The sequence below is a fragment of the Pseudomonas sp. 05L36 genome, assembly GCF_056398125.1.
The window spans coordinates 106,392-130,409 of sequence record NZ_JBFTOU010000017.1 but is presented as its reverse complement, the minus strand read 5'-3'; the positions used below and the strand labels follow the sequence as shown (position 1 = coordinate 130,409).

The 24,018-nt window shown below is 59.2% G+C and carries 22 protein-coding genes, 1 rRNA gene and 5 pseudogenes; 13 read left to right on the top strand and 15 right to left on the bottom strand.

Going from position 1 to position 24,018, the window contains the following annotated elements; translation table 11 throughout:
* Positions 1-101: ribosomal RNA gene (gene rrf, locus AC1DKH_RS18990) — 5S ribosomal RNA — on the top strand; the annotation flags it as partial.
* 74 nt (positions 102-175) lie between these two features.
* On the opposite strand, the gene AC1DKH_RS18985 is transcribed toward rrf, so the two are convergent.
* The 11 genes and pseudogenes from AC1DKH_RS18985 to AC1DKH_RS18935 form a co-directional block, all read right to left on the bottom strand.
* Positions 176-1,069 (bottom strand): LysR family transcriptional regulator, encoded by an 894-nt coding sequence (locus AC1DKH_RS18985; RefSeq protein WP_477760844.1) that lies wholly within the window; start codon positions 1,067-1,069, stop codon positions 176-178.
* 80 nt (positions 1,070-1,149) lie between these two features.
* Positions 1,150-2,205, bottom strand: coding sequence for an alpha/beta hydrolase (locus tag AC1DKH_RS18980; RefSeq protein ID WP_477798923.1), 1,056 nt, complete (start codon positions 2,203-2,205; stop codon positions 1,150-1,152).
* Positions 2,206-2,255: 50 nt separating this feature from the next.
* Entirely contained in the window at positions 2,256-3,326 is a 1,071-nt protein-coding gene (locus AC1DKH_RS18975; protein WP_477760846.1) for an alpha/beta hydrolase, read from the bottom strand.
* Positions 3,327-3,328: 2 nt separating this feature from the next.
* Positions 3,329-4,114: a carboxymuconolactone decarboxylase family protein gene (locus tag AC1DKH_RS18970; RefSeq protein WP_477798922.1), complete on the bottom strand. Its 786-nt coding sequence runs from the start codon at positions 4,112-4,114 to the stop codon at positions 3,329-3,331.
* A 32-nt stretch (positions 4,115-4,146) separates the two neighbouring features.
* Positions 4,147-4,620 (bottom strand): (R)-mandelonitrile lyase, encoded by a 474-nt coding sequence (locus tag AC1DKH_RS18965; RefSeq protein WP_477755597.1) that lies wholly within the window; start codon positions 4,618-4,620, stop codon positions 4,147-4,149.
* Positions 4,621-4,711: 91 nt separating this feature from the next.
* Positions 4,712-5,302 carry a flavodoxin gene (locus AC1DKH_RS18960; protein ID WP_477798921.1) on the bottom strand — a complete coding sequence of 197 codons (591 nt, stop codon included), beginning with the start codon at positions 5,300-5,302 and terminating at the stop codon, positions 4,712-4,714.
* A gap of 12 nt (positions 5,303-5,314) precedes the next feature.
* The gene (locus AC1DKH_RS18955; RefSeq protein WP_477798920.1) at positions 5,315-6,304 is read right to left on the bottom strand and encodes an aldo/keto reductase; all 990 of its coding nucleotides are present in this window, start codon (positions 6,302-6,304) and stop codon (positions 5,315-5,317) included.
* A 338-nt stretch (positions 6,305-6,642) separates the two neighbouring features.
* On the bottom strand, positions 6,643-8,382 hold the full coding sequence (locus AC1DKH_RS18950; RefSeq protein ID WP_477755600.1) for a dipeptidase: 1,740 nt from the start codon (positions 8,380-8,382) through the stop codon (positions 6,643-6,645).
* Positions 8,383-8,542: 160 nt separating this feature from the next.
* Positions 8,543-8,842, bottom strand: a complete 300-nt coding sequence (locus tag AC1DKH_RS18945) for a hypothetical protein (RefSeq protein WP_477798919.1) — start codon at positions 8,840-8,842, stop codon at positions 8,543-8,545.
* A gap of 167 nt (positions 8,843-9,009) precedes the next feature.
* Positions 9,010-9,132: pseudogene (locus tag AC1DKH_RS18940) on the bottom strand (sodium/glutamate symporter); the annotation flags it as partial.
* Between the two features lie 152 nt (positions 9,133-9,284).
* The gene (locus AC1DKH_RS18935; RefSeq protein WP_477798918.1) at positions 9,285-9,845 is read right to left on the bottom strand and encodes a lipid-binding SYLF domain-containing protein; all 561 of its coding nucleotides are present in this window, start codon (positions 9,843-9,845) and stop codon (positions 9,285-9,287) included.
* A 937-nt stretch (positions 9,846-10,782) separates the two neighbouring features.
* Between AC1DKH_RS18935 and nirB the strand changes: the two genes are divergently transcribed.
* The 4 genes and pseudogenes from nirB to AC1DKH_RS18915 all read left to right on the top strand — a co-directional run.
* On the top strand, positions 10,783-13,344 hold the full coding sequence (gene nirB / locus AC1DKH_RS18930; RefSeq protein ID WP_477798917.1) for a nitrite reductase large subunit NirB: 2,562 nt from the start codon (positions 10,783-10,785) through the stop codon (positions 13,342-13,344).
* Positions 13,344-13,730, top strand: coding sequence for a nitrite reductase small subunit NirD (nirD, locus tag AC1DKH_RS18925; protein ID WP_477798916.1), 387 nt, complete (start codon positions 13,344-13,346; stop codon positions 13,728-13,730). Before nirB ends, nirD begins: the two co-directional genes overlap by 1 nt.
* 101 nt (positions 13,731-13,831) lie before the next feature.
* Positions 13,832-14,272 (top strand): CBS domain-containing protein, encoded by a 441-nt coding sequence (locus tag AC1DKH_RS18920; RefSeq protein WP_477756596.1) that lies wholly within the window; start codon positions 13,832-13,834, stop codon positions 14,270-14,272.
* Positions 14,273-14,621: 349 nt separating this feature from the next.
* A pseudogene (locus AC1DKH_RS18915) lies at positions 14,622-14,768 on the top strand (diguanylate cyclase); the annotation flags it as partial.
* Positions 14,769-14,808: 40 nt separating this feature from the next.
* Here the strand turns inward: AC1DKH_RS18915 and AC1DKH_RS18910 are convergent.
* The 3 pseudogenes from AC1DKH_RS18910 to AC1DKH_RS18900 all read right to left on the bottom strand — a co-directional run.
* A pseudogene (locus tag AC1DKH_RS18910) lies at positions 14,809-14,994 on the bottom strand (IS256 family transposase); the annotation flags it as partial.
* A pseudogene (locus tag AC1DKH_RS18905) lies at positions 14,970-15,236 on the bottom strand (IS630 family transposase); the annotation flags it as partial. The pseudogenes AC1DKH_RS18905 and AC1DKH_RS18910, both read right to left, overlap by 25 nt.
* A gap of 150 nt (positions 15,237-15,386) precedes the next feature.
* Positions 15,387-15,539 (bottom strand): annotated as a pseudogene (locus tag AC1DKH_RS18900) (helix-turn-helix domain-containing protein); the annotation flags it as partial.
* Between the two features lie 160 nt (positions 15,540-15,699).
* On the opposite strand from AC1DKH_RS18900, the gene AC1DKH_RS18895 reads away from it, so the two are divergent.
* A complete protein-coding gene (locus tag AC1DKH_RS18895) occupies positions 15,700-16,428 on the top strand; it encodes an autoinducer binding domain-containing protein (protein WP_477756595.1) in 729 nt (242 codons plus the stop codon).
* 22 nt (positions 16,429-16,450) lie between these two features.
* On the opposite strand, the gene AC1DKH_RS18890 is transcribed toward AC1DKH_RS18895, so the two are convergent.
* Positions 16,451-17,110 (bottom strand): acyl-homoserine-lactone synthase, encoded by a 660-nt coding sequence (locus AC1DKH_RS18890; protein WP_477760329.1) that lies wholly within the window; start codon positions 17,108-17,110, stop codon positions 16,451-16,453.
* A gap of 445 nt (positions 17,111-17,555) precedes the next feature.
* On the opposite strand from AC1DKH_RS18890, the gene AC1DKH_RS18885 reads away from it, so the two are divergent.
* Genes AC1DKH_RS18885 through AC1DKH_RS18855 form a run of 7 tightly spaced genes read left to right on the top strand, consistent with a single transcriptional unit; the run spans position 17,556 to position 23,979 of the window.
* Complete coding sequence (locus tag AC1DKH_RS18885) at positions 17,556-18,824, top strand: beta-ketoacyl-[acyl-carrier-protein] synthase family protein (protein ID WP_108217402.1); 1,269 nt, start codon at positions 17,556-17,558, stop codon at positions 18,822-18,824.
* Between the two features lie 2 nt (positions 18,825-18,826).
* Complete coding sequence (locus AC1DKH_RS18880; RefSeq protein ID WP_477798915.1) at positions 18,827-19,633, top strand: MaoC/PaaZ C-terminal domain-containing protein; 807 nt, start codon at positions 18,827-18,829, stop codon at positions 19,631-19,633.
* Positions 19,630-19,896 carry an acyl carrier protein gene (locus AC1DKH_RS18875; RefSeq protein WP_108217404.1) on the top strand — a complete coding sequence of 89 codons (267 nt, stop codon included), beginning with the start codon at positions 19,630-19,632 and terminating at the stop codon, positions 19,894-19,896. Before AC1DKH_RS18880 ends, AC1DKH_RS18875 begins: the two co-directional genes overlap by 4 nt.
* Positions 19,897-19,931: 35 nt before the next feature.
* Complete coding sequence (locus AC1DKH_RS18870; RefSeq protein ID WP_223462822.1) at positions 19,932-20,831, top strand: diiron oxygenase; 900 nt, start codon at positions 19,932-19,934, stop codon at positions 20,829-20,831.
* Positions 20,828-22,351, top strand: coding sequence for a phytoene desaturase family protein (locus tag AC1DKH_RS18865; RefSeq protein ID WP_477798914.1), 1,524 nt, complete (start codon positions 20,828-20,830; stop codon positions 22,349-22,351). Before AC1DKH_RS18870 ends, AC1DKH_RS18865 begins: the two co-directional genes overlap by 4 nt.
* Positions 22,348-23,187: an alpha/beta hydrolase gene (locus tag AC1DKH_RS18860; protein WP_477755714.1), complete on the top strand. Its 840-nt coding sequence runs from the start codon at positions 22,348-22,350 to the stop codon at positions 23,185-23,187. The genes AC1DKH_RS18865 and AC1DKH_RS18860 overlap by 4 nt, the downstream gene beginning before the upstream one ends.
* Positions 23,188-23,223: 36 nt before the next feature.
* On the top strand, positions 23,224-23,979 hold the full coding sequence (locus AC1DKH_RS18855) for an SDR family NAD(P)-dependent oxidoreductase (RefSeq protein ID WP_223462825.1): 756 nt from the start codon (positions 23,224-23,226) through the stop codon (positions 23,977-23,979).
* Positions 23,980-24,018 lie beyond the last annotated feature (39 nt).

Below are 24,018 nucleotides of genomic sequence, written 5' to 3'. Positions count from 1 at the left end.
GCATTGGAACCACCTGATCCCATCCCGAACTCAGCAGTGAAACGATGCATCGCCGATGGTAGTGTGGGGTTTCCCCATGTGAGAGTAGGTCATCGTCAAGATTAAATTCCGAAACCCCAATTGCGAAAGCAGTTGGGGTTTTGTTTTTGTCCGCAGGAAAGCCAAGATGGGCGACTCAGCGCTTATAGAGCAGCGCATCGACCACGACGCCAAACGCGGATGAGTGTTCACGGCGATTGGGGTAGTAAAGATGGTAACCCGCAAAGGGTTGGCACCAATCCTCCAGCACCCGCAGAAGACTACCGTCGGCAAGCTCCTTGGCTACCATATCTTCTGGCAGGAAGCCTAACCCACAACCTGCGACAGCAGCGCGCAGGATCGGCACGCTGCTGTTGAACGTCCATTGTCCTTCGACACGTGCCTTGAGTTCGTGACCGTCCTTTTCAAAATCCCATTGCATCAGGCTCCCGTGAGTGGGCAGGCGTAAATTGATGCAATTATGTGCGGCCAAATCCCCCGGCTCTTTCGGAAAAGGTCGTTGTTTGAAATATTCAGGCGACCCCACTACCGCTATGCGCAATGGTGGCCCGATCGGCACGGCGATCATGTCCTTGGCCACCTGATCGCCCAGGCGTACGCCCGCGTCGTAGCGCTGCGCTACGATGTCGGAGAGGGCGTAGTCGACGGTGATTTCGACCTTGATGTCCGGGTAGTCGGGAAGCACCTTCAACAGCTTGGGCCAAAGGATGTTGTTCGCCGCATGTTCGGAAGCCGAAATCCGCACGTTGCCTGCCGGGGTGTCGCGAAACTCGCTGACCGCAGCCAGTTCAAGTTCAATTTCGTCGAAGCGCGGCGCCATGGACTGATACAGCCGTTGACCAGCCTCGGTAGGGGATACGCTGCGCGTGGTTCGGGTCAACAGGCGAACGCCGAGCCTGGTTTCGAGCGCGCGCATGGTGTGGCTCAAGGCGGACTGCGAAACGCCCAGCTGTGCGGCGGCGCGAGTGAAGCTGCCTTCACGGGTAATGACCACGAAGGCTTGCAGATCGTTGAGATTGGCGCGGGCCATTGATGAGAACCTCTCATGCGGAGCGCGGGATTATTCCATGTAATCAGGTTCCGCATGGATGCGCGACCCCAACGAACCAATCACAAGGTTCTTGCGAAGAACGGCGTCAACTTGCCGAGTGCAGCGTCCACATACTTGGGAACCCAGTAGGTTTCGATGTGCGTTGCGCCATCGATAATGAACAACTCCTTGTCCTTCGTGCCGGTGGCTTTGGGGAACGCATCCTGGGTCATGTACAGGCTGTCGGCCTTGCTGCCGGCGATCATCAGCAATGGCTGATTGATCAGTTCGATCTGGTTGGTGGCGTCGAAACGCATCAGATCCAGCAGGCTGCTCGTGGTGTATTTGAAAGTCGAGCCAGGGTGGGCATGGGTCTTCCAGTAGTACTCGTACCCTTGGCGATACAGCTCGAACGGCAGTTTGGCGATCTGCTCATCGGTGAGGTTGGCATCACCTGAATAGAGCACCGCGCCGCCAGCCGCTACCTGGGCGCGGGCAGCGGAAGCCTGTTGCAGACGTTGCTGGATAGTGTCCAGTTGCGAGTCGTTGTAGCCATTGCGACGTACTCGGCCTGAGTTGAACATGCTCACGGTCGCCACCGACTTGAATCGCTTGTCGGTTTGCGCCGCGGCCAACGAGTAGCCACCGCCACCGCAGATGCCGAGCAGGCCCAGACGCTTGCCGTCGACACCAGCATACTGAGTGATGAAGTCCGCCATGCCGTGGATATCCTCGATACGGTACGCCGGCTTGTCGATACTGCGCGGTTGTCCGCCACTTGCGCCTTGATACGCGGCATCGGCGGTGATCGTGATGTAGCCTTGTTCAGCCAGGCGCTGGGCATACAGACCGGCGACTTGCTCTTTCACGCCGCCGTTCGGGTGCGCCACCACCACTGTCGGGTAGACCTTCTTCGCATCGTAGTTGGCCGGGGTGTAGACGTTGGCAGCGATGTCCAGGCCATTGAGCTTGTAGCTGACCGGGTGGATGTTGACCTTGCCGGGTTCGTTCTTGGTGATTGCACCGTCGTAAGCCAGGGTGAACGGGTTCTTTTTGTAGTCGGCGGCACCGGCTTCGCCGGCAGACATACCGACCATGGCGGCCATCAGCGAGGCTTTCAGGATTGTGTTTCTCATAAGAGTCTCCGGAGCATTAAATGGGCGTTTGAAAAAGAGTTCTGTAGCCGTCAATCCAGATGTTTTTCGGTCAGAAAGCCGGACACCAGATCCGCAATCTGCACGTTGTTCAGATCCGACATGGGGAAGTGGGTATTGCCCTTGATGCCAATCTCCGGCAAGTGGATCAGCCGCACGTCACCGCCGTGCCGGTTGACGGCATCGCGCCAAAGCCGGGCCATGGTGAGGCGGGCGCGCCAACTGTCCTGGGCGGGCAGGTCGACGGCCTGCTCCGGGATGTTGTCGCCGTAGAGGATCAGGATCGGAATGCGTGTGAGCGCCATGAACTGATCCATCGGCACCGCTGCGCCTTGCACCGTGTCGAACGCGCTGGGAATCGGCGCGGGTACTTCACCCTGCGCGAAGACGAAGCTGCTGCCCGGCTCGAAAGCCACGATGGCCTTGACCTTGTTGTTCTTGATCGCCGTCAACCAACCCGGTCCGCCACCCTGTGAGTGAGTGAGCAGGATGCCGGGGCCGATTTTGTCGAAGACTGCCGACACGCCATCGGAGACCACGCCCATGTCGAACGGACCGGTGTTCGGCGTCATCGCGCGGAAGAACTGGTCGCGCGTTTGCGCATCCCGGGCAACCTGCACACCTTCGAAATAGTTGGGCCACAGGCCGATGCGGAACTGGTTGAACCAGAGTTGCTCGTCCGGGACAGGCTTGACCGTCGCCTCGACCATGCTGCGCCCGGCATCGCCGCGACGCGGCTGGTCGATCAGATACACGCCGTACTGGCGACGCAGAAAGATATTCTGGAAACCTTCCCGGCCATCCGCGGTGGTTTCCCAGGTCTTGGAGAACTGGCCTGCGCCGTGCCACATGACGATGGGCAGTTTTCGCGCATCGACCGGGATTTGGTAGAAGGTATAGGCATGGTCGCCGTGGTAGGTTTGGCCGTCTGGCGTCATGGGCTTACGCGGATTGAACGAACCCGGTGCTGTGATCATCGTCCCGCCGGCGGCAAAGCTGCCTTGCTCCTGAATCATCAAGGGAGCGGCGGCATTGGAGTGGCTTGCACAGGCGGCAAGCACGCTCAGCAGGGCAATGCTCAGCAGGTTTTTTCCAGTCTTCATGTTCAACCTCCCGAGGCAGCAAGTGCCTGTGTCAGGGCTGCGCTTGCACGTTTGGCGGCTTGTTCATCGCCGTGCTCGGTGAGAACCGCGATGACTTGGTGCAATTGTTCCTCGCTCAGTCCAACCCGCATGCTCGCCCGCATGTGCGAGCGCAACTGCGATTCCACCCCCGGCGTCGCGGCCAGCGCCCCGACGGTCGCCAGCTCGCGGCTTTGCCAGTCAAGGTTGTCGCGCTCGAAGATGTCGCCGAACAGATGGGTTTGCAGGAACTGGTTGATGACCGGGGCGAAATCGAACACCGGCCCCTTGACCGGCCCACCCGAAATTCGGGATTGATTGGCCGTCCCTGCCGCGAGCAACGCCTCACCGGTTGCAATGGCACGGCTGGGTTCGCGTCCAGGCTCATCGTGAATGCCACGTTGTTTGCGCGCTTGCACAACCGTCATCAGTTCGTTCAATGCATTGAGGCTGCGCGGGAAGCCGACATAGGCGTAGAGCTGTACCAGGATTTCCTTGGCCTCGCTGACCGTCAGGCCGGCATCCAGGCCTTGGTTCAAGGCTTCGTTGAGCTTGGGCATGTCACTGGTTGCCATGAACGCTGCGATCAGTGGAATGGCCTGTTGCCTGGCCGACAGCGTTTGTGCCGCGGATTGTGTGCTGGTCATGGGTTGCGACGCCTCGGCTTTCTGGGTGGCAACACCCGACATCAACCCAAGGCCCAGACACAGGGCTATCAGCGCGGGGAGGGGGCCGGTCTTGTGATGTGCGATCGGTGTGTCAGTGGTCATCGTGAAAGGCTCCATCCATTGCTCAGCGCAGGCTATTGACCTTGGTACTGCGCATCCGAGACTTTTTCCGCCCAGGTGACAGCCTTGCCGTCCTCGGCTTCGGCGATGGCGATGTGAGTCATTCCGTTGGTGGCCGTCGCGCCATGCCAGTGACGTGTTTGCGGCGGGATCCAGACAATGTTTCCCGGACGGATTTCCTGACGTGGGCCGCCCTCTTGCTGCACATAGCCGACCCCGGCGGTGACGATAAGCGTTTGCCCCAGCGGATGGGTGTGCCAGGCCGTGCGTGCGCCGGGTTCGAAGGTCACCGTGCCACCGCCGATGCGGGCCGGGGAATCACCCTTGAACAGGCCATCAACCCGAACCGTCCCCGTGAAGTTTTCCGCCGCGCCCTTGATGGAGGGTTGAGAGCCGGCGTGGGTGATCCGGATCTCGTTGGAGGACTGGGCGCAGGCTTCCCCTGCCATGAGGGATAAGGCAACCAGAGGGGCGATCAAGGGATTCATCAATGTTGCTCCTAAAGGCGGGTTAGCCAACTGCAAGGCTGCTCCCATTCAGAAATCGAGACGCGTACAGTTCAACGCCCTGCACGGCGCATTAACGTGTCAGATGGCTGTCGCTCATCCAGGCGTTCAAGCGTTCCATGGTCTTGCGCTCCTGCTCACCCTCCATCACGAAGCCTTCCATCACCTTGGACGTGGGCGCATGTTTTCCGAGGACGCTGCGGCTATTGCCCAGCCCGTAGCCGCCGTGGGTGTTGAAGGGGATGATGGTTTTCCCGCTCAGGTCGTGGGCCGTCAGGAACGAACGCACGCTCGGCGGAGCGGTTTCACCCCAGATCGGAAAGCCAAGAAACACAGTGTCGTAGGCGGCCATTGCCCGAACCTTGCTTTCCAGGGCTGGCTCGAAGCCGCTGTCGCGTTCCTGGCGCGCCTGCTCCACCGTTTCCAGGTAATCGTCGGGATAGGGCTTGGCCGGGCGGATCTCGAAGAGGTCGGCACGAAGTCCCCGCTGGATGAGTCCGGCAACGACTCGGGTATTGCCGGAGCGTGAAAAGTACGCCACCAGGGTGCGAGACCCCGAGCGGTGCGGTTCGCTGCCGGTTTGCGTGTCGGCGAGCGACAGCAGCGGGGCGCTCGCGAGCGCGGCGATGACCGTGCGCCGAAGCGCATCGTGATCCTTGCTCATGACAATGCTCCGTTAGCGCCCGACGCGAGCCTTGAGGGCCTCAGGGTAACGCTCGCCGTGGATGCGGATCTGCGCCAGTGCCGCATCGATGGCCTTGAGCTCGGCGTCAGTGAGTGTGATGCTGGCACCGCCGAGGTTTTCTTCCAGGCGATGCAGCTTGGTCGTTCCGGGAATAGGCACAATCCACGGCGCCTGTGCGAGCAACCAGGCGAGCGCGATCTGCGCCGGTGTCGCGTTCTTCTGCGCGGCGATCTTGCGAATCAGCTCCACCAGCACTTGATTGGCTTGCAGCGCCTGCTGGCTGAAGCGGGGAACGATGCTGCGAAAATCGTCGCTACCGAAGGAGGCATCTGCCGACACGGTGCCAGTGAGAAAACCCTTGCCCAGGGGACTGAAGGGCACGAAGCCAATACCCAGCTCCGCGAGTGTCGGAAGAATCTCTTGCTCAGGCTCTCGCCACCATAACGAGTACTCACTTTGCAGCGCTGTAACAGGCTGGATAGCATGAGCACGTCGAATGGTTTGCACGCCCGCCTCTGAAAGACCGAAGTGCTTGACCTTACCTTCCAGGATGAGCTCTTTCACCACACCCGCGACATCCTCGATAGGCACGTCCGGGTCGACGCGATGTTGGTAAAGCAAATCGATGAAGTCTGTCTTGAGCCTGCGCAGCGAGCCCTCGACGGCGACCCGGATGTGTTCCGGGCGGCTGTTGAGAATCTGCTGTTTATTGTCGGAGCCAAAGGTAAAGCCAAACTTGGTGGCGATGACCACCTGATCGCGAACCGGCGCCAGCGCCTCACCCACCACTTGTTCATTCAGGTACGGGCCGTAAACCTCGGCGGTATCGAAGAAGGTGACGCCTCGGTCAACAGCCGAGCGGATCAACGAGATGGCTTGTCGGGTATCGGTAGCCGGGCCGTAGCCATGGCTGAGGCCCATGCAGCCCAAGCCCAGGGCAGACACTTCAAGGGAACTGTTTCCGAGTTTGCGCTTGTGCATTTCAATCTCCCGCTTTTGATGGTCAGGCTGCACGTCAGTGATATCGGCTGGGTGCAGGACCGCTGGGGAAACAGTAAGCGAGCTAACGGATGAGCACTAGACGGGTAAATCGGCAAGGGTTCATGAGGTTTGTTCATCAATCCGGGCACGTGCGCCCACCCACCCTGTGTAGGAGCGAGCTTGCTCGCGATGGAGGCCAACGATGACGCGGGAAACCAGACTTACCGCGGCGTCCTCTGGTTTTTCGCGAGCAAGCTCGCTCCTACAAGGGTCGGCATGTGATTTGGGAGTGGAAGTGAAGGCAATGGACCCGCCAGGGTGGCGGGTCCGATAGAGCATCAAAGTTTCGGCAATTGCCCGATGCGGCCCATCATCTCGGTCACGATCTGCAGGTCCAGCAGGAACTGCTCGGTGGTCTTGAACTCGTTGTCGTTGTGGCCGGTGTATTTGACGTCCGGCATGGCCAGGCCGAATTGCACGCCGTTAGGCAGTTCATGCACGGAGGTGGCGCCGGCGGAGGTGCCGAACTTGTGTTCCATGCCGAGGTTTTCGCTGGGCACCGCGAGCAGGGCCTTGACCCATTCGCCCTCGGGGTTGCGGTACATCGGTTCGGCAATCGACAGGTCGAAGGTCGGTGCGATCCGGGTCTTCTTGCTCCAGGAGTCCAGTTTTCCGGCGATTTCGGATTTGAGCACTTGCGGCGTCTTACCCTTCGGCACGCGCAGGTTGACCGCGAGTTTGAAGGCTTTGTCATCCATCCCGACATAGGTCAGGGAAGTGGTCAGCGGGCCCATGAACTCATCGGCAAAACCGACCCCCAACTTGCCACCCAGGTAGTCCAGCCCCCAGTTGTCGGCGGCGTAGCGGGCGGCGTCAGTGATCTGGTTGTGCTTGAGCGCGACCTTGCCGTCGAGGCTATTGATGAAGTCGAGCATCCTGGCCACCGGGTTGACGCCGGACTCGGGCTCGGAGGAGTGGGCGGACACACCGGTGACCGTCAGTTTGACGTCCTTGCCGTCGACTTTGGCGGCGACCTCGAAGTTGCCGCCGTTGCGCTTGGCATACTCGCTGCCGGCCTTTTGCAGGCGGGCGGCCAGTTCGGCGGGCTTGTCGGTCACCAGGGTCGCGACCGATGTCGACGGTATCTGGTTGGTGGCCAGGCCGCCGGTCATCGAGGTGATTTCTGCGCCTTTGCCTTGCGCGGTGCGCTTGGCGAAGCTGGCCATGACCGTGCCGTAACCTTTCTCGGCGATCACCACCGGGTAGCCACCATCCAGCGCCAGGTTGTAGTTGGGGGTCGGGTTGCGTTCGAAGTAGTAGGGGATGGCGTCGCCCGTGGTCTCTTCGGTGGTGTCGACCAGCAGCTTGAAGTTCCTGGCCAGCGGCAGCTGCTCTTCCTTGATGATCTTCATGGCGTAGAGCGCCACCACGATGCCGTTCTTGTCATCTTCGGTGCCGCGGCCATACATGCGGTCGCCGACCAAAGTGACCTTGAACGGATCGAGGCGGGTGCCGTCCTGCAGCACCCAGTTCTCCGGCGTCACCGGCACCACATCGGCATGGGCGTGAATACCCACGACTTCATCGCCAGCGCCTTCCAGGGAGACTTCATAGACGCGGTTATCGATGTTGCGAAAGTTCAGGTTGAACGCCTGGGCGAGGCCCTTGATTTTCTCGGCAATCTTGAGAAATTCGGGATTGTCGTGCTGGGCAACACCGTCCACGCGCACGGTTGGAATGGCTACCAGCTCCTTCAAGGTTTCGGTGGCCGCGCTGCCGTATTTCACCCGGGCATAGAGGCCAAGCAGGCGATGGATTTGGTTTTGCTGCTCAGCGGTAAGCGTCTTGTTGCCCTGGAACGCACGGACGGCCGGGCCGAGGTCGTCGGTCTTGGCGATATCGCTCTTGGCCAGACTTGCGAGGAACTGCCTGAAATCCTTGACCGACGTATCGCTGAAGGTCTTGAGGATGATCGCGCTCTGTTGTGGCGTGATGTTGGCGTGGGCAGCGCTGGTGAACGACGAAAGGCTGGCGAGCATGAGGGTGGTCGCAGCCAGGTGCTTGAGTGAAAAATCCATTGCAGGGGGCATTCCTTTGCAGGCGGTTTGTAAGAAATATCTGATCGTTTGATCAGAAACATTTGCAAACTACCACCACGAGCGTGTGAAACGGGAGCCCCTGAAGTGGGATCTGTCGCACAGAAATGCAAAAGCGGCGCAGAAATGAAAAACCGCCCTATCAATGCTTACATTCCGCCATCACCACGTGGCAGGTATTCGGCGTGCCGCCGGATCGGCCCGCATAGCGGTTGCAATTATCCAGGGATTTCTGGCGAGCCATGTCCAGGCTGTCCGCCCAGGCGAGGCCGCCTTCGCCGACAGTGGGGAGGGCTTTTGCATAGCAGGTTGAACCCGTGTTTGGGGCTGAATAGCGAGCCGTGGTGGCTTTGCCTGAACATCCCGCTGTCAGTACCAGGTCGATGGCGAGCAGGGAAAGCAGGATCCATGGCGAGCATTGACGCGCAGTTTTTCCCGTCATCCCGGTTCCCCTGTAGCAAGAGGTGTATTTGAGATCGTACCCCGCCAGATCAGGGCAGGGGCACACTCTTTCTTTGAGCCTATCCCTGCGGCATCGATCCTGCTGCTCCTTTCGTCTGCTTTCCTTTTTTCAGTGTGTCTGGTCGTCCGAGAGTCGAGGTGGGGTCGTTATAGGCCACTGAACAGGCTGATGATCACGGCATTGACCAGGTCAATGAAAAAGCCACACACCAGCGGCACGATCAGGAAGGCCAGGTGCACCGCGCCATACTTTTGCGTCACGGTCGATACAGCCAATGCCAGCCTTGCTCGTCCAGATAGCTTCCTAATCATCAGCTACGTCCGTGCGCCAGGAGTGAGGACAGCCTAGCCTGAACGGGAAAACCCATCCGGGTTGGCATAGGCCGTCATCACGCTCCCGATGGTCAATCAAACGGCTGACGCTAGCGCTTGATCAGAGAAATCTTCGTTCCCTCGATACTGACCCCCGCCATTAATCCTTGCTGGTCGAAGATGAACGCGTAGGCGTCGTCTTTGAGCGTCGAGCTGGACAGGTTCTTCGCAACCCCTTCATCCACCACGACAACCGTTGGCCCTACACCGATTTCCCAACCCTTGGTTTCAGCGACATATTTCACGGCTTTATCGGTCATCAGGAAAACCACATAGCCGTACGACTGGGCGCCGGCCTGCAGCCCCCATGAACCGCTGACGGAGTTGTAGTAGTTCTCGACTTTCGTGCCCTTCATTAAAACGCCTTCGCCATAGCTGCCGCCGAACACGAGACCCGCCTTGATGATTTTCGGGAAAACCAGCACAGCCTTGGCGTTGTGCGAGATGGTTTCGGAAAAAGGATGGGTCTTGTTGAGAGTCTGCAACGCTTGTCGAGCGTCGGCATTCAGATCCTCGGCGGTAGCCGCTCCGGCATTGTTCAGGAAACTGGCCGATGCCAATGTTGCAGTCGCGAGGAAGAACGACAGGAAGAACCTCATTGATTGAGTCATTTGCGTACTCCGCTGAGGGAGCATGGGATGAGAGCAGCGGCAAGTGCCTGCTTCATGCAGGAACCGAACCCACTGAGGTTATCCGGCGCGCCCTGAAATGTGTGAATTTGCTGGCATCGCTCGTGAGTGAAGTCGCCCTGGGCCACTGAACATTTGCGCTGCCATCAGCTGTTATGACCACTGCGTATCGGCCGGGTTCGCTGTCAATTCTGCTTCTCGCCGCCAGCTTCACTTTACGAAGCGGTTGAATCACAGTTGAAATCGGTTCGTCACGGGCTCAATGCAGGCAGCAAAAGGCCCGCGCAATGGCGGGCCTTCTGTTTGGGGTCAAATCCTTTTGTGCTTCCAATCTGCGCTCCATCTTGTGAGCGTTTCGTGAAAAGCCTGTCGTAGCAATGAAAAAAGCCCGGTGTCGGCCAAGCTCTCTGTAGATGGGCCAAATCCATTTGGCTGATCCCATTGTGCTTGGTGTATGTGACGACGACATGACAGGGCTGACAGGAACAGCTGATCGAGGCTTGAGTGCTGACGGCCTGTGGAATCGAACTGTCCATGCACTTTTATAAAGCGCCATGCGTCACAACGTGCACCAGTCGGAAGCGCCGCAAAGCGCTTTCGACTGCGGTAGCTCCAGCGTCGTGACAATCCCCCCGGGCTCAAGAGTCAGTGTTTCCAGACAGTTGAAGTCTCTCTGTCGCTGGCTGGCACAAAGGCTGCAAGGCTGACATCAGGTCCACCTGGAACGCATTCGTGTGGACAGCCCCCTCGGTCAACGACGATCGATTGGCCGGACAGGTCGTGGGCAGCATCGGTGGATCAGGCATAGACGCCTGGTTTCAACACCGCAAAAGAACAGGCAAAGACGCCTGGAACCGCAAGGTTTCAGGCGTTTTTTTTTGCTTTTAAAACCGTGATTGGCTCGGGCTGGGTGCTTTCTATGAATTCCAATGTTGCCACGTTGAACAAGATGCAAACGCTGATCGTGATCGGTAATGGCATGGTCGGACATCATTGTGTCCAACAGCTGATCGAGCGGGGAGCGCTTGACCATTACCGGCTGCACGTCTTCAGTGAGGAGCCGATGCGCGCCTATGACCGTGTGCATCTTTCCGAGTACTTCTCCGGTCGTGATGCCGAGTCGCTGGCGCTGTCCGATGCGTCGCTTTACCACACGCCCGGCGTTACGCTGCATCTGGGTGTGCCGGTATTGGAAATCGACCGCGTCCGTCGCCAGGTGGTCACCTCGCAAGGTTGCGTCACGTATGACAAATTGGTTCTGGCCACCGGTTCTTATCCGTTTGTTCCGCCAATCGAAGGCGCCGAAGGTGAGTCGCGTCTGGTCTATCGCACCCTGGAAGACCTCGATGCCATTCGGGCTGCGGCAGCCAATGCCCGGCGCGGTGTGGTGGTCGGCGGTGGCTTGCTGGGTCTGGAAGCCGCGAACGCGTTGAAGAGCCTGGGCCTTGAAGCCCACGTGGTGGAATTCGCACCGCGCTTGATGCCGGTACAACTGGATGACCTCGGTGGCCAGGCGCTCAAGGCGCAGATCGAACGATTGGGCGTCGGTGTACACCTGTCCCGCGCCACTCAATCGATCAGCGCTGGCGAGCAGTACCGCTATCGCATGAATTTCGCCAATGACGAATTCCTCGAAACCGACCTGATCGTGTTTTCCGCCGGTATCCGCGCTCAAGACGCGCTGGCTCGTCAATGCGCGCTGGAGATCGGTCCGCGCGGTGGCGTGGTGATCGACGACGCGTGCCTCAGTTGCGACCCGAACATCTACGCCATCGGTGAGTGCGCTTCATGGAACGGCAGCCTGTTCGGCCTGGTCGCGCCGGGCTACCAGATGGCGCGCAGCGTCGCGGCCCGTCTGTGCAACGAAGTCGCCGAGCCGTTCACCGGTGCCGACATGTCGACCAAGCTCAAGCTGCTGGGGGTGGATGTCGGCTCCATCGGCGACGCCCACGGCAATACCCCAGGCGCACGCAGCTATCAATTCATCGACGAAACCAGCGCCAGCTATCGCCGCCTGGTGGTGGATGCAAGTGGCAAACATGTCCTCGGTGCAGTGCTGGTCGGTGACAACAGCTATTACGACACCTTGCTGCAATACATGCAGAACGGCATTACCTTGCCAGCAGAACCCGCCAGCCTGATTCTGCCATCGTCCGAAGGCGCGCCGGCCCTGGGCCCGGGTGCGCTGCCCGAGTCGGCCACGGTGTGCTCATGTCATAACGTCACCAAGGGCTCCATTTGTTCGGCCATCGACGGCGGCTGCACGGACCTGGGCCAGCTCAAGTCGCAAACCAAGGCCTGTACCGGCTGCGGCGGTTGTGCCGGCCTGCTCAAGCAAGTGTTCGAGCATGAGCTGATTGCCCGTGGCGTCAGTGTCGACAAGAGCCTGTGCGAACACTTCGCCTATACCCGCCAGGAGCTTTATGCGCTGGTACGGGTAGAGGGAGTGATCACCTTCGAAGAACTGTTGGCCAAGCACGGCCGTGGCCACACCGGTTGCGACGTTTGCAAGCCGGCGGTGGGTTCGATTCTGGCCTCGTGCTGGAACCAGCCGATCATGGACACGTCGCTGGTACCGTTGCAGGACACCAACGACACCTTCATGGCCAACATGCAGAAAAACGGTACGTACTCGGTGGTGCCGCGTATTCCCGGCGGCGAGATCACCGCTGACAAGCTGATCGCCATCGGCGTGGTGGCGAAGAAATATGACCTCTACACCAAAATCACCGGCGGGCAGCGCATCGACCTGTTCGGCGCGCAGTTGCATCAGTTGCCGGACATCTGGGCCGAGCTGATTGAAGCGGGTTTTGAGACCGGGCACGCCTATGGCAAATCGACCCGCACGGTGAAGTCCTGTGTCGGCAGCACCTGGTGCCGTTATGGCGTGCAGGACAGCGTGAAAATGGCCCTGACCCTCGAGGATCGCTACAAAGGCCTGCGCTCGCCACACAAGCTCAAGTTCGCGGTCTCCGGTTGCACCCGTGAGTGCGCTGAGGCGCAGAGCAAGGACGTTGGCGTAATCGCCACCGAGAAAGGCTGGAACCTCTATGTGTGCGGTAACGGCGGCATGCGCCCGCGCCACGCCGAGTTGTTCGCTACCGACCTTGATGACGCCACCCTGATTCGCTACATCGACCGGTTCCTGATGTTCTACATCCGCACCGCCGACAAGTTGCAGCGTACCTCGGTCTGGCGCGAGAGCCTGGAGGGCGGCCTGGATTACCTCAAGGACGTGATCATCAACGACAGCCTCGGGCTGGGTGAGGAGCTCGAGTCGCAGATGCAATTGGTGGTCAACCGCTACGAATGCGAATGGGCCAACGCCCTGAAAGACCCGGAAAAGCTCAAGCGCTTCCGCACCTTCGTCAACGATCAACGCCCGGACCCGGACATCCATTTTGTCCAGGAACGCGGTCAGCGCCGGCCGATCATGGCCGCTGAACTCCACCTTATCCCTGTCATCGAGGAGATTGCCTGATGAGCCAGTCCGATACCCAGCGAGCCTATTCCAGTTCCTCCCTGGTCAATCCCGATGCCTGGCAAGCGGTGTGCAGCCAGGAGGATCTGGTGAGTAACTCCGGCGTCGTCGTCTGGCTCGACGGTGCACAAGTGGCGCTTTTCTACCTGCCGGCTGCCGAAGGCAAGACCCTCTATGCCATCGATAATCATGACCCGCAATCCGGGGCGAATGTCATCGGTCGCGGGCTGATCGGCAGCGTCAAGGGCGATCTGGTGATTGCCTCGCCACTCTACAAACAGCATTTCCGCCTTGAGGACGGCAGTTGCCTGGAGTATCCGCAGCAGCGCCTGCGGGTCTGGCCGGTGCGGCTGAACGAAGGCCAGGTGGAGGTCGCGGTGGCCTGACCCCATGGATTTCGCCGGGGTCTGAGCGCTCATTCAATTAATGATGTATGCCAGGCTCCGGCGGAGTCGATGATCAATGACAAACAGTATCGGAGGTTCGTATGAAAACAGCCGCACAACTGCTGAAGCTCAAGGCCGTGCAGAACCGGCGGGTGCATAGCATCGCGCCAGACCAGACGGTGCTTGAAGCGTTGAGGATGATGGCGGAAAAAAATGTCGGTGCTCTACCCGTCATAGAGGAGGGGCAGGTGGTCGGCGTTATCAGCGAACGCGACTATGCGCGCAAGGTCGTTCTACAGGGGCGCTCTTCGGTCGGTACGCCGGTGCGGGCCATCATGAGCGCGCCCGTCGTGACTGCAGACAGTCAGCAGAGCATTGAGCGTTGCATGGCGGTCATGACCGACAGTCATCTGCGTCATCTACCGGTGGTGGAGGGCGACCAACTGATTGGCCTGTTGTCGATTGGTGATCTGGTCAAGGAAGCCATCGTCGAGCAGACCGAGCTGATCCGGCAACTGGAACACTACATTCGCGGGCATTAAAACGACCGGGGGCAGGGTGGACCGAAGGCTTGTGAGTACATGAAGTTTTCAAATGTGCTGCCCGTCGGTAACCGCACAACGCAGTCGTGAGCAAGTTCAGGATACGCTGGCCTCCATAGGTGCGCTGGCGGACGGCATGATGGATACCTCGGAGCGTATTCGTTTGTTGAGCTTCGCTGGGGGAAGATCAAAATCGTTATTTTTGTCTCGGCGCTTCAGAAGTACAGGGACAAAGAGAACGTTCGAAAAACGGGTCGCTGGTCGAAAAGCAATACTCCATCCAGGGAGTGGGCTGAAGTATGGGCTGGAGCTGATTTAGATTAGGTCATCGTCCTTAAAAAGATGAAATCTCTTGGAGGAATCACCGATCACTTACGAAGAACTGCTTCGGCATGACGAGGTGATCGCTCAACTGCTCGATCTGGGCTGTAGCAAGTTGAGTGAGCTTCGCCAGTTCGAGCCGGATGCCGCGGGCTTGGTTGTAGCCACGAGAGTGTCAGATTTTTTGTGTGCGGGCCGTCAGGCAGGCCTTTATTTCACCTGGTCGGCCTGATGAATCGATCTCCGTACAAGACCGCAAATTGATTCATGGCATTCTTCCAGTCATGGGCAGCACTGCCCCAATTAGCGGTGATATTTTGTAATGCCAGCCAGATCAGCTTCGTCGCTGCATCGTCAGTTGGAAAGTGACCTCTTGTCTTGATGATCTTGCGCAACAGAGCACCAGGGCTTTATCAGGAGGCGCCAGATACAGCCCGATGACGTCCCAGAATTGCTCTTCGAAGTTCGGGTCGTCGGACAGCTTGAAGGTGCGTGTCAGGTGCGGTTTTATGTCGTTGGCGGCCCATATCCGCTGGACGCTGGCCGGTGAAATGCCGGCGACTCGAGCCATGCTTCGACAGCTCCAGCGAGGCTGACCGATACGCGGCTGAGTGACTTGCTCAAGGGTTCGTTTCGTCGACTCAGTTCAATTTGTTCGTCTTCACTGAGCATGATGTCCTGAGAGTTCATGTGATCACTCCAGGCACTGACTGACCACAGAAACATGGCTCAGGCCAGAAATTTATTTCTGAGACAGGACACTGGAAGAGCGCAGCCCATTGCGTCCCCCAGTACGTACCGAATAGCGGCTACAGGCCTCTTGGTTGCGGCGCAGCTCCCGGCTTACCGTCGAGGGCGCTCGGTTGATCAAGCAGGTGATCCTTCGCTGACTAAAGCCTTGGGCTTGGCCGAGCTGGATGGCGACGCGTTCTTCAACGCTGAGTTTGCCTTAGGTCATAGTCGAATATAGCCCGCCAGCGTACCGGAATTAACCGCCTTGTATGTCAGTGCTACGCACTCACGCGGCAGGTATAATGAAAAATCTTGCATTGTCTTCGCCGTTTCCGCGGAGTCGAGGTAATCCTGAAGGATAATGAGCTCATAACATGGATAGTCAATTCAAATACTCTGATTTCGTCCCGGCCGACGAGAGTCATTCAAGCGTCTGTTTACAACCCGAACTTGAAAACCTGTTGGGGGACCTTCAGGGATTAAGCTATGCCTACTTTGCTGTTCCTCGAAATCGTGAAGCGGCTCCCCTTATTGTTTCAAATTATCCATCGCCCTGGCTGAAAGCCTATAAGGGAGCCAACTATCATTTGATCGATCCGATCATTCAACACGGTCTTAAAAGTTGCGCGCCATTTTCTTGGAGTGATGCGCTCCAGGCCGTTTCCTGTGACAAGAGTCGGGAGTTGTTTCGACGTTCCAGCCAATACCGGATCTGCTCCGGCGCCACCTTTATCCTGCATGACCCCTGTGGAGTGTTCAGTTCGTTGAGTCTTTGCAACGGCGGGCAGCAAGCCGACTTCGATCGCCGCATGGCCGACCAGCAGGGGCAGATACAGATGGCACTGATCCGCTTTCATAGCCGACTGTTGAGCCTGCGGACGGTGGATGAACTGTTTTCCAAACTTCAGAGTGGGCCACTTTCGGGCAAGGAGATGGGGGTGCTCAAGTGGGTGATGATGGGCAAGTCCTACCGGGAAATCGCGCTGATCTGCGCGATTTCCGAGCGTACGGTCAAATTTCACATGTCCAACATTTCCGGAAAACTGCAGGTCTGCAATGCCAAGCAGGCGGTTTATGAGGCTCGGCGCCAAGGCATCCTCTGACTCAGGCGCTGATCCGCTTGGGCTAACCGAGCGGTGTGTCGCGGATGTGCAGACGATGCGGCCACTGGCTTGCCTGCGTGGATGACAAGGGTTGCTTGCGCGCAATACTGGACATCAGCCGCTGACGATTGAACTCGGTTACCGGCATGTTCAGCAGCAGCACCTTTTCCCCCGGAGAGGCTTCGCCGGTATCCAGCACTTCGTAGTGCCAGCCGGCGTTGCGTACGACCCGTCCCATGGCATTGCTGACCACGGTGATGATCGATTCCAGGCCACTGCCTGCGGCATAGTTGTGCATGCAAAGAAGCAGCATTTCGGTCAGCGGTACCTGGGCCAGGCCGTGTTGGCGTGATCGGATCTTGTCGACGAAGAAGCGACTGGACTCGGCCATCAGCGCGTGTTTGGGCAGCTCGCAGCGGAAAAAATCACGGAACGGCCCTTCGACCATATAGGGATCCAGAGTGCTGATCAGGCGCAGGCCGGCCAAGGGGACACCCTCCCAGGTACCGATCAGGTAGGTCGTCCGCTCGCTGTCGTATTCATCGAACTCGATGCCGTTGTTTATATTGACCTTCCAACTTAAACGATCAGCGAATACTTCCTTGCGCAGGCGATACAAGTCGGCGACCCAGGCGTGGGGCGTCGCACTATAGTCAAGCGCGTGAAACTCGATAGCTTTCATGTTATTAACGTTCTTCCATGGGGACTGGCACTTAAGTACTAAGTGGTGCGGCTCGTACAGGTCGCGGGGGAATGAACTTCCGGGTACGAAAAATCAATCGCGCGACCATTGTTAGTTTATCAATGTCCGCCCAGCGGCAACCTGTACTTAGGTGCAGTTGCAGGTTGCATAATTTGATTTTCATCGCGCTATCTGCACCTAGATACAGTTGTTCTCTCTGGGTAACTACGGCAACTTATGCCGGGCAGTGGTTAAGCCCCCTATGACGCCGCAGCGCTGAACTTTTCAATGCTGGACGAATGTTCCAACCAAGGCGTCATGGCTTGTACTTGCGAGTGCTCCACTTGCCTATATCGCCGAACATGCCAATGACAGTCTGAGCGTCTGGATCAGGCTTATTCACGCTGTGCGGCATTCCAGTCAAGACATCGAAACAGGGAAGATCATGGAAAAGTCCGCTTCTTCAGAACCGCGCCGGGTCGTTGTAACCGGTTATGGCGCCATCTGCTCGCTCGGCGAGAATGTCGACGCCATCTGGGACGCAATGATGGATTACCAGGTCGGTTACCGTCAGCACAGGTTCGACGATCCGAGCATCCATGCGCGTTACTTTGGCTTTATCGATGACTTCGGTCGTGAAGCGATGCGTCCGTTTTCGAAGAAAATCTCCAAGATGTTGCCGTTGTTCGCCAAATACAGCCTGGTGGCCACCCACGAGGCGATCCGCATGGCGTTCGGTGATACGCCCTTGGATGAGATCGTTTCGCCCTTTGATCGCGGCGTGATCCTGGGCACCGGTTGGGGTGGGCTCGACACCGCCAACTGCAACAACAACGAATACCGTAAGCACGGCATCTCCACTTCCTTCGCCACCGTCATGTCGATGTGCAATGCCGCGACCGCCGGTATCACCATGAACTGGAACATGCGTGGTATCCAGAACAGCCCGGTTGCAGCCTGCGCCACGGGCACCATCGCCATTGGTGAGGCTTACGAGGCGATTCGCAGCGGCCGCGCCAAGGTGATGATCGCTGGTGGCAGTGAGTCCTTGAAAGAGCAGTTCAACGTCTGGTCGGTGGATGTCATCCAGGCCCTGAGCAAAGAGCAGGAAAACACGCGCCTGGCCTGCTGCCCGTTCAGCAAGGGACGCAGCGGCTTCGTGCTCTCCGAGGGCGCGGCTGTGCTATGCCTGGAGGACTATGAGTCGGCCCGGGCACGGGGCGTGAAGATTCTCGGCGAGATCACCGGCTACGCTAACTATTCGGACGCCTACGACATGACAGCCCCGGCCGAAGACATGCAGGCCCGGGTACGGGTGATCAATGACGTCTGCAAGCAGGCAGGAGTGCAGGCATCGCAGATCGACTACGTCAACCTGCACGGCACCTCGACACCGCTCAACGATGTCAACGAAACCCGCTCGATCAAGCTGGCCCTGGGGGACGCCGCATACGGCATTCCGATGTCCAGCACCAAGTCCTACACCGGCCACCTGATCGGTGCCGCCGGTTCCATGGAGGCGGTCTTCTGCCTCAAGGCCATGGCCCGTGGCACCATCCCGGCGACTATCCACATGGATGAGGCCGATCCTGACTGCGACCTCAACTACGTGCCCAACGAGCATCTGCATGGGCAGACCCTGAATAACGTGCTGAACCTGAGCTTCGGCTTCGGTGGTGCCAACGCCGGCATCATGCTGCGCAAGGTGGTCTGATCATGCAGTTGCAATTCGGAGCCGAGCAGATCGAGGCCTGGGCCGGCCTCTCCGGTGATCGCAACCCGATCCACTTCGACCGTGAGGCGGCGCGCCGCATGGACGCAGCCGATGTGGTGGTGCATGGCATGCTCGCGCTACTGCCGGTCAAGCATCGCATGGGGCGCGTCAATCAGGTGCTGCCCCAGGACTGGATGCAGTTCAAGGCGCTGCTCAAGGCTCCGGTGCTGCGTGACAGCCCGGTAGCCCTGTCGACCCGCGAGCGCAGCGACAGCACGGGGTTCAAGTTGCACTCGAGCGGCGGCGACAGTGAACACATGATCGGCCATGTACGTATCGTCGACGCGCCGGTCTGGTTATCCACAACCCCGGGATTCCTGCTGGCACGCGAGGAGGTCGCGGCCTGGCTCGCACAGTTTCGTGATGACCTGGGCCGGGGGGTCGATGATTGGGTCGCGCTCGATGCACTGATCTTTTCCCACTTCATTCGTAACCATCTGGGAGTGATCTTCGATTGCCTGTCCCCGCAGTTCCGTCAACGACAGCGGCCGGACCGGCTTGAGGATCTGTCTGATCACCTGGTGGTGCAGACCAGCCACCAGATCACCTTCTGCACGTCGCTGCGCTCGCTGGGCAAGTTGCAGACCGATATTCGCTGTGAGATCGACAACATCCACCTGATTGAAAGCCCTGGCAAGGCCGTGGGCACCCTCGATCTTGGGGTGCATGTCAGCGATCGCCACGTGATGACCATCACTCTCGGGCTGATGGCAAAGACACTTTCAACCCACCAAGGAGCTGTGCAATGACCACTGTAGAGAAAGTATTTGCTGTTGTTCGCGACCTCATTCTGGAACTCAAGGATGTCGACGAAAACGATGTGACCCTCGATACCAACATCGAATCGATGGCGTTCGATAGCCTGGACTTCGTCGAGATGCAGCTAGTGGTGCAGAAGAAGATCGGCGTGGCGCTGGATCCCGATTCGTTCGCCAGCCGCAAGATTTCCACGCTGCGCCAGCTGTGCGAGTTCGTGGTCGAGTTCAAGGAATCGGCCGCCGTCCCTGCCTGACTGGCAGGTCTACCGTTACGGATAGGAGCAAGGGAATGCCCACGCAGACCAATAGTGTATTCACCATTTCAGAAGCAAGGGAATCGAAGGTCCGCAAGCTGAGCGAGGTCTCGCACCACAAGACCATGGACCACGCGACCGTATTGCCCTGGGACCAGGAGGTCGATCGCAGCCTGTACCCGAAGGACCCCGATCATCTGTGGATCAACGGCACTCGTTTCTGTGAAGGCCTGAGCGAGGCACAGAAGCTGGAACTGGCCTGGCTGGAAACCGGCCGTGACATCTCCATGTTCATCTGGCTGGAGCAGACTATTCCGCCGCTGTACATGGGTTATGTCACCCAATTCCACGATCGCATCTCCCAGGACCTGCAGGAGTACCTGATGATCTTCTCCAAGGAGGAGATCGTTCACACCCTGACCTTCAAGCGCTTCATGGGCAAGGCCGGCCTGCAATTGTGGAACCCGCCGGTGGGTCTCTACGAATTGCTGACCGAGACACTGCCGAAAATGGAGCCCGCGGTGGGCGTGCTGTTCACTCTGCTGATCGAGTGGGTCGCGGAAATGGGTGCGATGCACACGTCCCAGGGCCCAGGCATCGAACCTATGACCCGTACCATGTTCCGTGAGCATCATCATGACGAGGCCCGGCACATCGCCTTCGGTCGCTGGATCAGCGAGTCGTTCTTTGAAACGGCCAGCCCGGAGTCCATCGCCCAGGTGAAGGCCATGAGTCGCAGAATCATTCCGGCGTTGATCGACATGTTCACCTATAACCCGGAAATCGCCCGGCACACCTCGTTTGAGTTTCCGATCGCGGTGGATGACAAGGCGAAGATCGAGGAGGTCTGGCGCTCGGCCCACAACGCCCGGCTCAATGCCATGCGCTTTGCCGAGATCTACGCCTGGGTCGACAAGTTGGGGCTGCGCCAATGAGCCAGCCGTCCTGGGACGCGATCTTCGTCGGTGCCGGGATCACCAGCCTGGCCTGTGCGGCCATGCTGGTCAAACGTGACCCCGGGGTGCGCTTGCTGGTAGTCGACAAGCATATTGTTGTCGGCGGGTATGCCTCCACGTTCAGTCGGCCGAAACAGGACGCGGTGTTCGACTGCAGTCTGCATAAGCTCAGTGGCATGGCCGAGGGCGGCAACCTGATCCGTATCCTGCGTAATCTGGAGCTGGAAGAGACACTGGACCTGGTCTATCCCCAGGACTACTTCTGCGCCTACCAGGACGGCATGGCGCTGCCGCTGGCCAATGACGCGGACGGTGTGCAACAGCTGTTGGTCGAGCGCTTTCCCCATCAGGCCGAGGCCATCGCGACCTTCTTCGAGCACGTTCGAACTTACGGGCGCAACGGCTACTACCAGTTCCAGATGCTGGACGGCACCTTTGAGCCGGACATGGCCCAGTTGCGTTTCGCGCATCGCAACCTGAAGCACAAGACCGTGCGTCAGGCGCTGCACGAGCTGTTCGACGATCCGTACCTGATCGAGATCCTGGCGGCACCGGGAATCTACGTCGGTGGCTACTCGGAAGACCTGGGCTACCTGTACTACCTGCATGTGGTGTACGCCACGCTCAACCGTGGCAACGCCTATGTCAAGGGCTCCTCCCAGCACCTGTCCAATCTGCTGGCGCAGCGGATTGAACAGGCCGGTGGGCAGATCCTGCTCAGCACAGGTGTCGATGGGGTGCTCACCGATGGGCAAGGCAATGCCACGGGCGTCAGCACCAATCGTGGCGTATTCCATTCTTCGCGGGTGTACATCAACGTTTCACCGCACTACGCGGTGCAGTCGCTGTTCGCGGCGGATGTGGAGCTGGCGGCCACTCGGGAGAAACTCACCGCGCTGAAACCGGCACGCTCGACCACCACGGTGTACCTGGTGACCGACCTGCCACCGGCGCAACTTGGCCTGCTGCATAGCGAATCTATGCTGTTCGCCAGTGATCCGGCGGCAGGCGCCGAGCTGCGCATGGCCGCCGAACGCAGCGGTTATGAGGCGGCGCTCAGTGAGCGGGCATTCTGGGAGATGTCGCCGATCGAGGTCACCAACTATCACGCCCTGGACCCGGCTGCGGGCCTGGTGGTGTGTATCAACGTGCTCGACTCGATCGCCCATTGGCCGCAGCGCCGCACAGCGCAATACCGCGCCAAGAAACAACGGGCCAGCGACACCCTGGTGGAGCGTCTGTTGAGCCAGGTGCCGGGGCTGCGCGGACATGTGCTGCATACCGAGGTTGCCACGCCCCACACCTATGTGCGCTTCACCAACAACACCGACGGTTCGGGTTATGGGGCGATGGTGGGTACCGATCTCAGCGGCCATGTATTCCATCACGGCTTCCCGGTGCAGGGCGTGCAGTTCCTCAGCGCCTGGGTGGCGGGTCCCAGTTACGAAGCGGCATTCGGTTATGCCGAGATGAAGGCCAGACAATGGAAGCGAGCATGAGCAAAAACGAGCAATCGACCGGTTGGCTGGGTGTCGCCATTTCCAAGCTGTTCATCCGGACAATGTTCCGCCAGGTACAAGGCTGGAAGCGCGACGTGCCAAGTCGTGCGGCAGGCTTTGTCGAAGTCGCACGCGACGGCAGCCGGCTCGAGGGGGCGTCCCTGCGCACCACCGCCATGCACCCTCGGGGCGTGGTGCTCTTGTGCCATCCGTTCCTCAAGTACGGCATGCATTACTTTTTCGAGAACAAACTGGATCAGGCGTTTCTCGACCAGGGTTATCACGTGGTCGCCTTCAACTTCAAAGGCTTCGGCCGCAGCACCATCGGCGGCCACGCGTTTGCCGACGATGTGCTGGCGATTGCCCGGCGAGTGACCCGGGACAACCCCGGCCTGCCCATCCACCTGGTGGGCTGTTCGTTTGGCGGCTATCACCTGTCCCATGCCCTGGCGCGCGATACCACGCCCTTTACCTCGGCGGTGCTGGACAGTGTGCCGGTTTCGGTGCGCAGCTACTTCACCCGCGGACCGCTGCGACTCGCTATGCGCTGGATCAGCGGCAGCCGTCTGGCGGTCCCCACGGGGACCTGTGCCATTGATCACTCGTTGCAGGGCGTGCGCGATCTACCGATCGCCTATTTCTACGGGCTCAACGACCGCTTTATCCCGGCTGCCAGCGTGGCGGGGCTCAGCCTGGATTGCGAGGCGCTACATATGGTCGGTTTCGAGGGCTGTCGTCACTTGGAAAACCACAAGAAGCATCGGGACCGCTACTTCGAGGAAATCTTCGATTTCTTCAATCGTGCAGAAGCTCAAACACCCGTCGTGCCCGCGTAACAACGGCAAGGACCATCAGGCTAAAGGATGTAGATCATGGATGTTCAGCAGTCTTCAAACGGCAAATGGGTGCTGGTCAGTGGCGGCAGTCGTGGCATTGGACGCGCACTGGTCTCGGCCCTGGCACGGGAAGGGTATCAGGTCGCTTTCACCTACCAGTCCTCGGCCGACGCGGCTTTGCAACTGGAGCGGGAAGTGGCGGCCAGCGGTGGCTGGGCCCTTGGGCATGCCTGTGACGGGCGGGACCACGGTTCGGTCGAGGCGGTGTGTGCACAGTTGGTGGAGACCCTCGGCGAGCCCTACGGCTTGATCAACAACATGGGGGTGACCGGCGATCAGCTGTTGCTGAAGTTCGATATCGAGCGTTACCGCGATGTGGTCGCGACCAACCTCGATTCGGCGGTGTATTTCAGTAAATGCCTGGCGCCGGCGATGGCCGCCGAGCGTCGCGGCAAGATCTTGCACATGTCCTCCGTCAGTGGGTTCAAGGGTAACAAGGGACAGTTGAGTTATTCAGCGACCAAGGCGGCGATGATCGGCATTACCAAGACCATGGCCCTGGAATTGGCGCGGTTCAAGATCAACGTCAACGCCATCGCCCCAGGTTTCATTGCCACGGAGATGGTCGAGCAGATCGCCGACCCGGTGCGCAAGTCGATCACCGACACCATCCCCCTCAGGCGCTTCGGTGAAGTGCGTGAAGTGGCGGCCTTGGCCAGCTTTCTGCTGTCGACCCAGGCCGACTACATCACCGGTCAGACATTCGTAATCGACGGCGGCCTGACGGTCTGATTTAGCTGTCCGGATCTGGCCGCAGAGCCTGGAGATGTA

Bases quoted from the DNA above. Each gene is read 5' to 3' on its own strand.
- AC1DKH_RS18985 (WP_477760844.1), bottom strand. From the start codon at position 1,069: ATGGCCCGCGCCAATCTCAACGATCTGCAAGCCTTCGTGGTCATTACC.
- AC1DKH_RS18980 (WP_477798923.1), bottom strand. From the start codon at position 2,205: ATGAGAAACACAATCCTGAAAGCCTCGCTGATGGCCGCCATGGTCGGT.
- AC1DKH_RS18975 (WP_477760846.1), bottom strand. From the start codon at position 3,326: ATGAAGACTGGAAAAAACCTGCTGAGCATTGCCCTGCTGAGCGTGCTT.
- AC1DKH_RS18970 (WP_477798922.1), bottom strand. From the start codon at position 4,114: ATGACCACTGACACACCGATCGCACATCACAAGACCGGCCCCCTCCCC.
- AC1DKH_RS18965 (WP_477755597.1), bottom strand. From the start codon at position 4,620: ATGAATCCCTTGATCGCCCCTCTGGTTGCCTTATCCCTCATGGCAGGG.
- AC1DKH_RS18960 (WP_477798921.1), bottom strand. From the start codon at position 5,302: ATGAGCAAGGATCACGATGCGCTTCGGCGCACGGTCATCGCCGCGCTC.
- AC1DKH_RS18955 (WP_477798920.1), bottom strand. From the start codon at position 6,304: ATGCACAAGCGCAAACTCGGAAACAGTTCCCTTGAAGTGTCTGCCCTG.
- AC1DKH_RS18950 (WP_477755600.1), bottom strand. From the start codon at position 8,382: ATGGATTTTTCACTCAAGCACCTGGCTGCGACCACCCTCATGCTCGCC.
- AC1DKH_RS18945 (WP_477798919.1), bottom strand. From the start codon at position 8,842: ATGACGGGAAAAACTGCGCGTCAATGCTCGCCATGGATCCTGCTTTCC.
- AC1DKH_RS18935 (WP_477798918.1), bottom strand. From the start codon at position 9,845: ATGACTCAATCAATGAGGTTCTTCCTGTCGTTCTTCCTCGCGACTGCA.
- nirB (WP_477798917.1), top strand. From the start codon at position 10,783: ATGAATTCCAATGTTGCCACGTTGAACAAGATGCAAACGCTGATCGTG.
- nirD (WP_477798916.1), top strand. From the start codon at position 13,344: ATGAGCCAGTCCGATACCCAGCGAGCCTATTCCAGTTCCTCCCTGGTC.
- AC1DKH_RS18920 (WP_477756596.1), top strand. From the start codon at position 13,832: ATGAAAACAGCCGCACAACTGCTGAAGCTCAAGGCCGTGCAGAACCGG.
- AC1DKH_RS18895 (WP_477756595.1), top strand. From the start codon at position 15,700: ATGGATAGTCAATTCAAATACTCTGATTTCGTCCCGGCCGACGAGAGT.
- AC1DKH_RS18890 (WP_477760329.1), bottom strand. From the start codon at position 17,110: ATGAAAGCTATCGAGTTTCACGCGCTTGACTATAGTGCGACGCCCCAC.
- AC1DKH_RS18885 (WP_108217402.1), top strand. From the start codon at position 17,556: ATGGAAAAGTCCGCTTCTTCAGAACCGCGCCGGGTCGTTGTAACCGGT.
- AC1DKH_RS18880 (WP_477798915.1), top strand. From the start codon at position 18,827: ATGCAGTTGCAATTCGGAGCCGAGCAGATCGAGGCCTGGGCCGGCCTC.
- AC1DKH_RS18875 (WP_108217404.1), top strand. From the start codon at position 19,630: ATGACCACTGTAGAGAAAGTATTTGCTGTTGTTCGCGACCTCATTCTG.
- AC1DKH_RS18870 (WP_223462822.1), top strand. From the start codon at position 19,932: ATGCCCACGCAGACCAATAGTGTATTCACCATTTCAGAAGCAAGGGAA.
- AC1DKH_RS18865 (WP_477798914.1), top strand. From the start codon at position 20,828: ATGAGCCAGCCGTCCTGGGACGCGATCTTCGTCGGTGCCGGGATCACC.
- AC1DKH_RS18860 (WP_477755714.1), top strand. From the start codon at position 22,348: ATGAGCAAAAACGAGCAATCGACCGGTTGGCTGGGTGTCGCCATTTCC.
- AC1DKH_RS18855 (WP_223462825.1), top strand. From the start codon at position 23,224: ATGGATGTTCAGCAGTCTTCAAACGGCAAATGGGTGCTGGTCAGTGGC.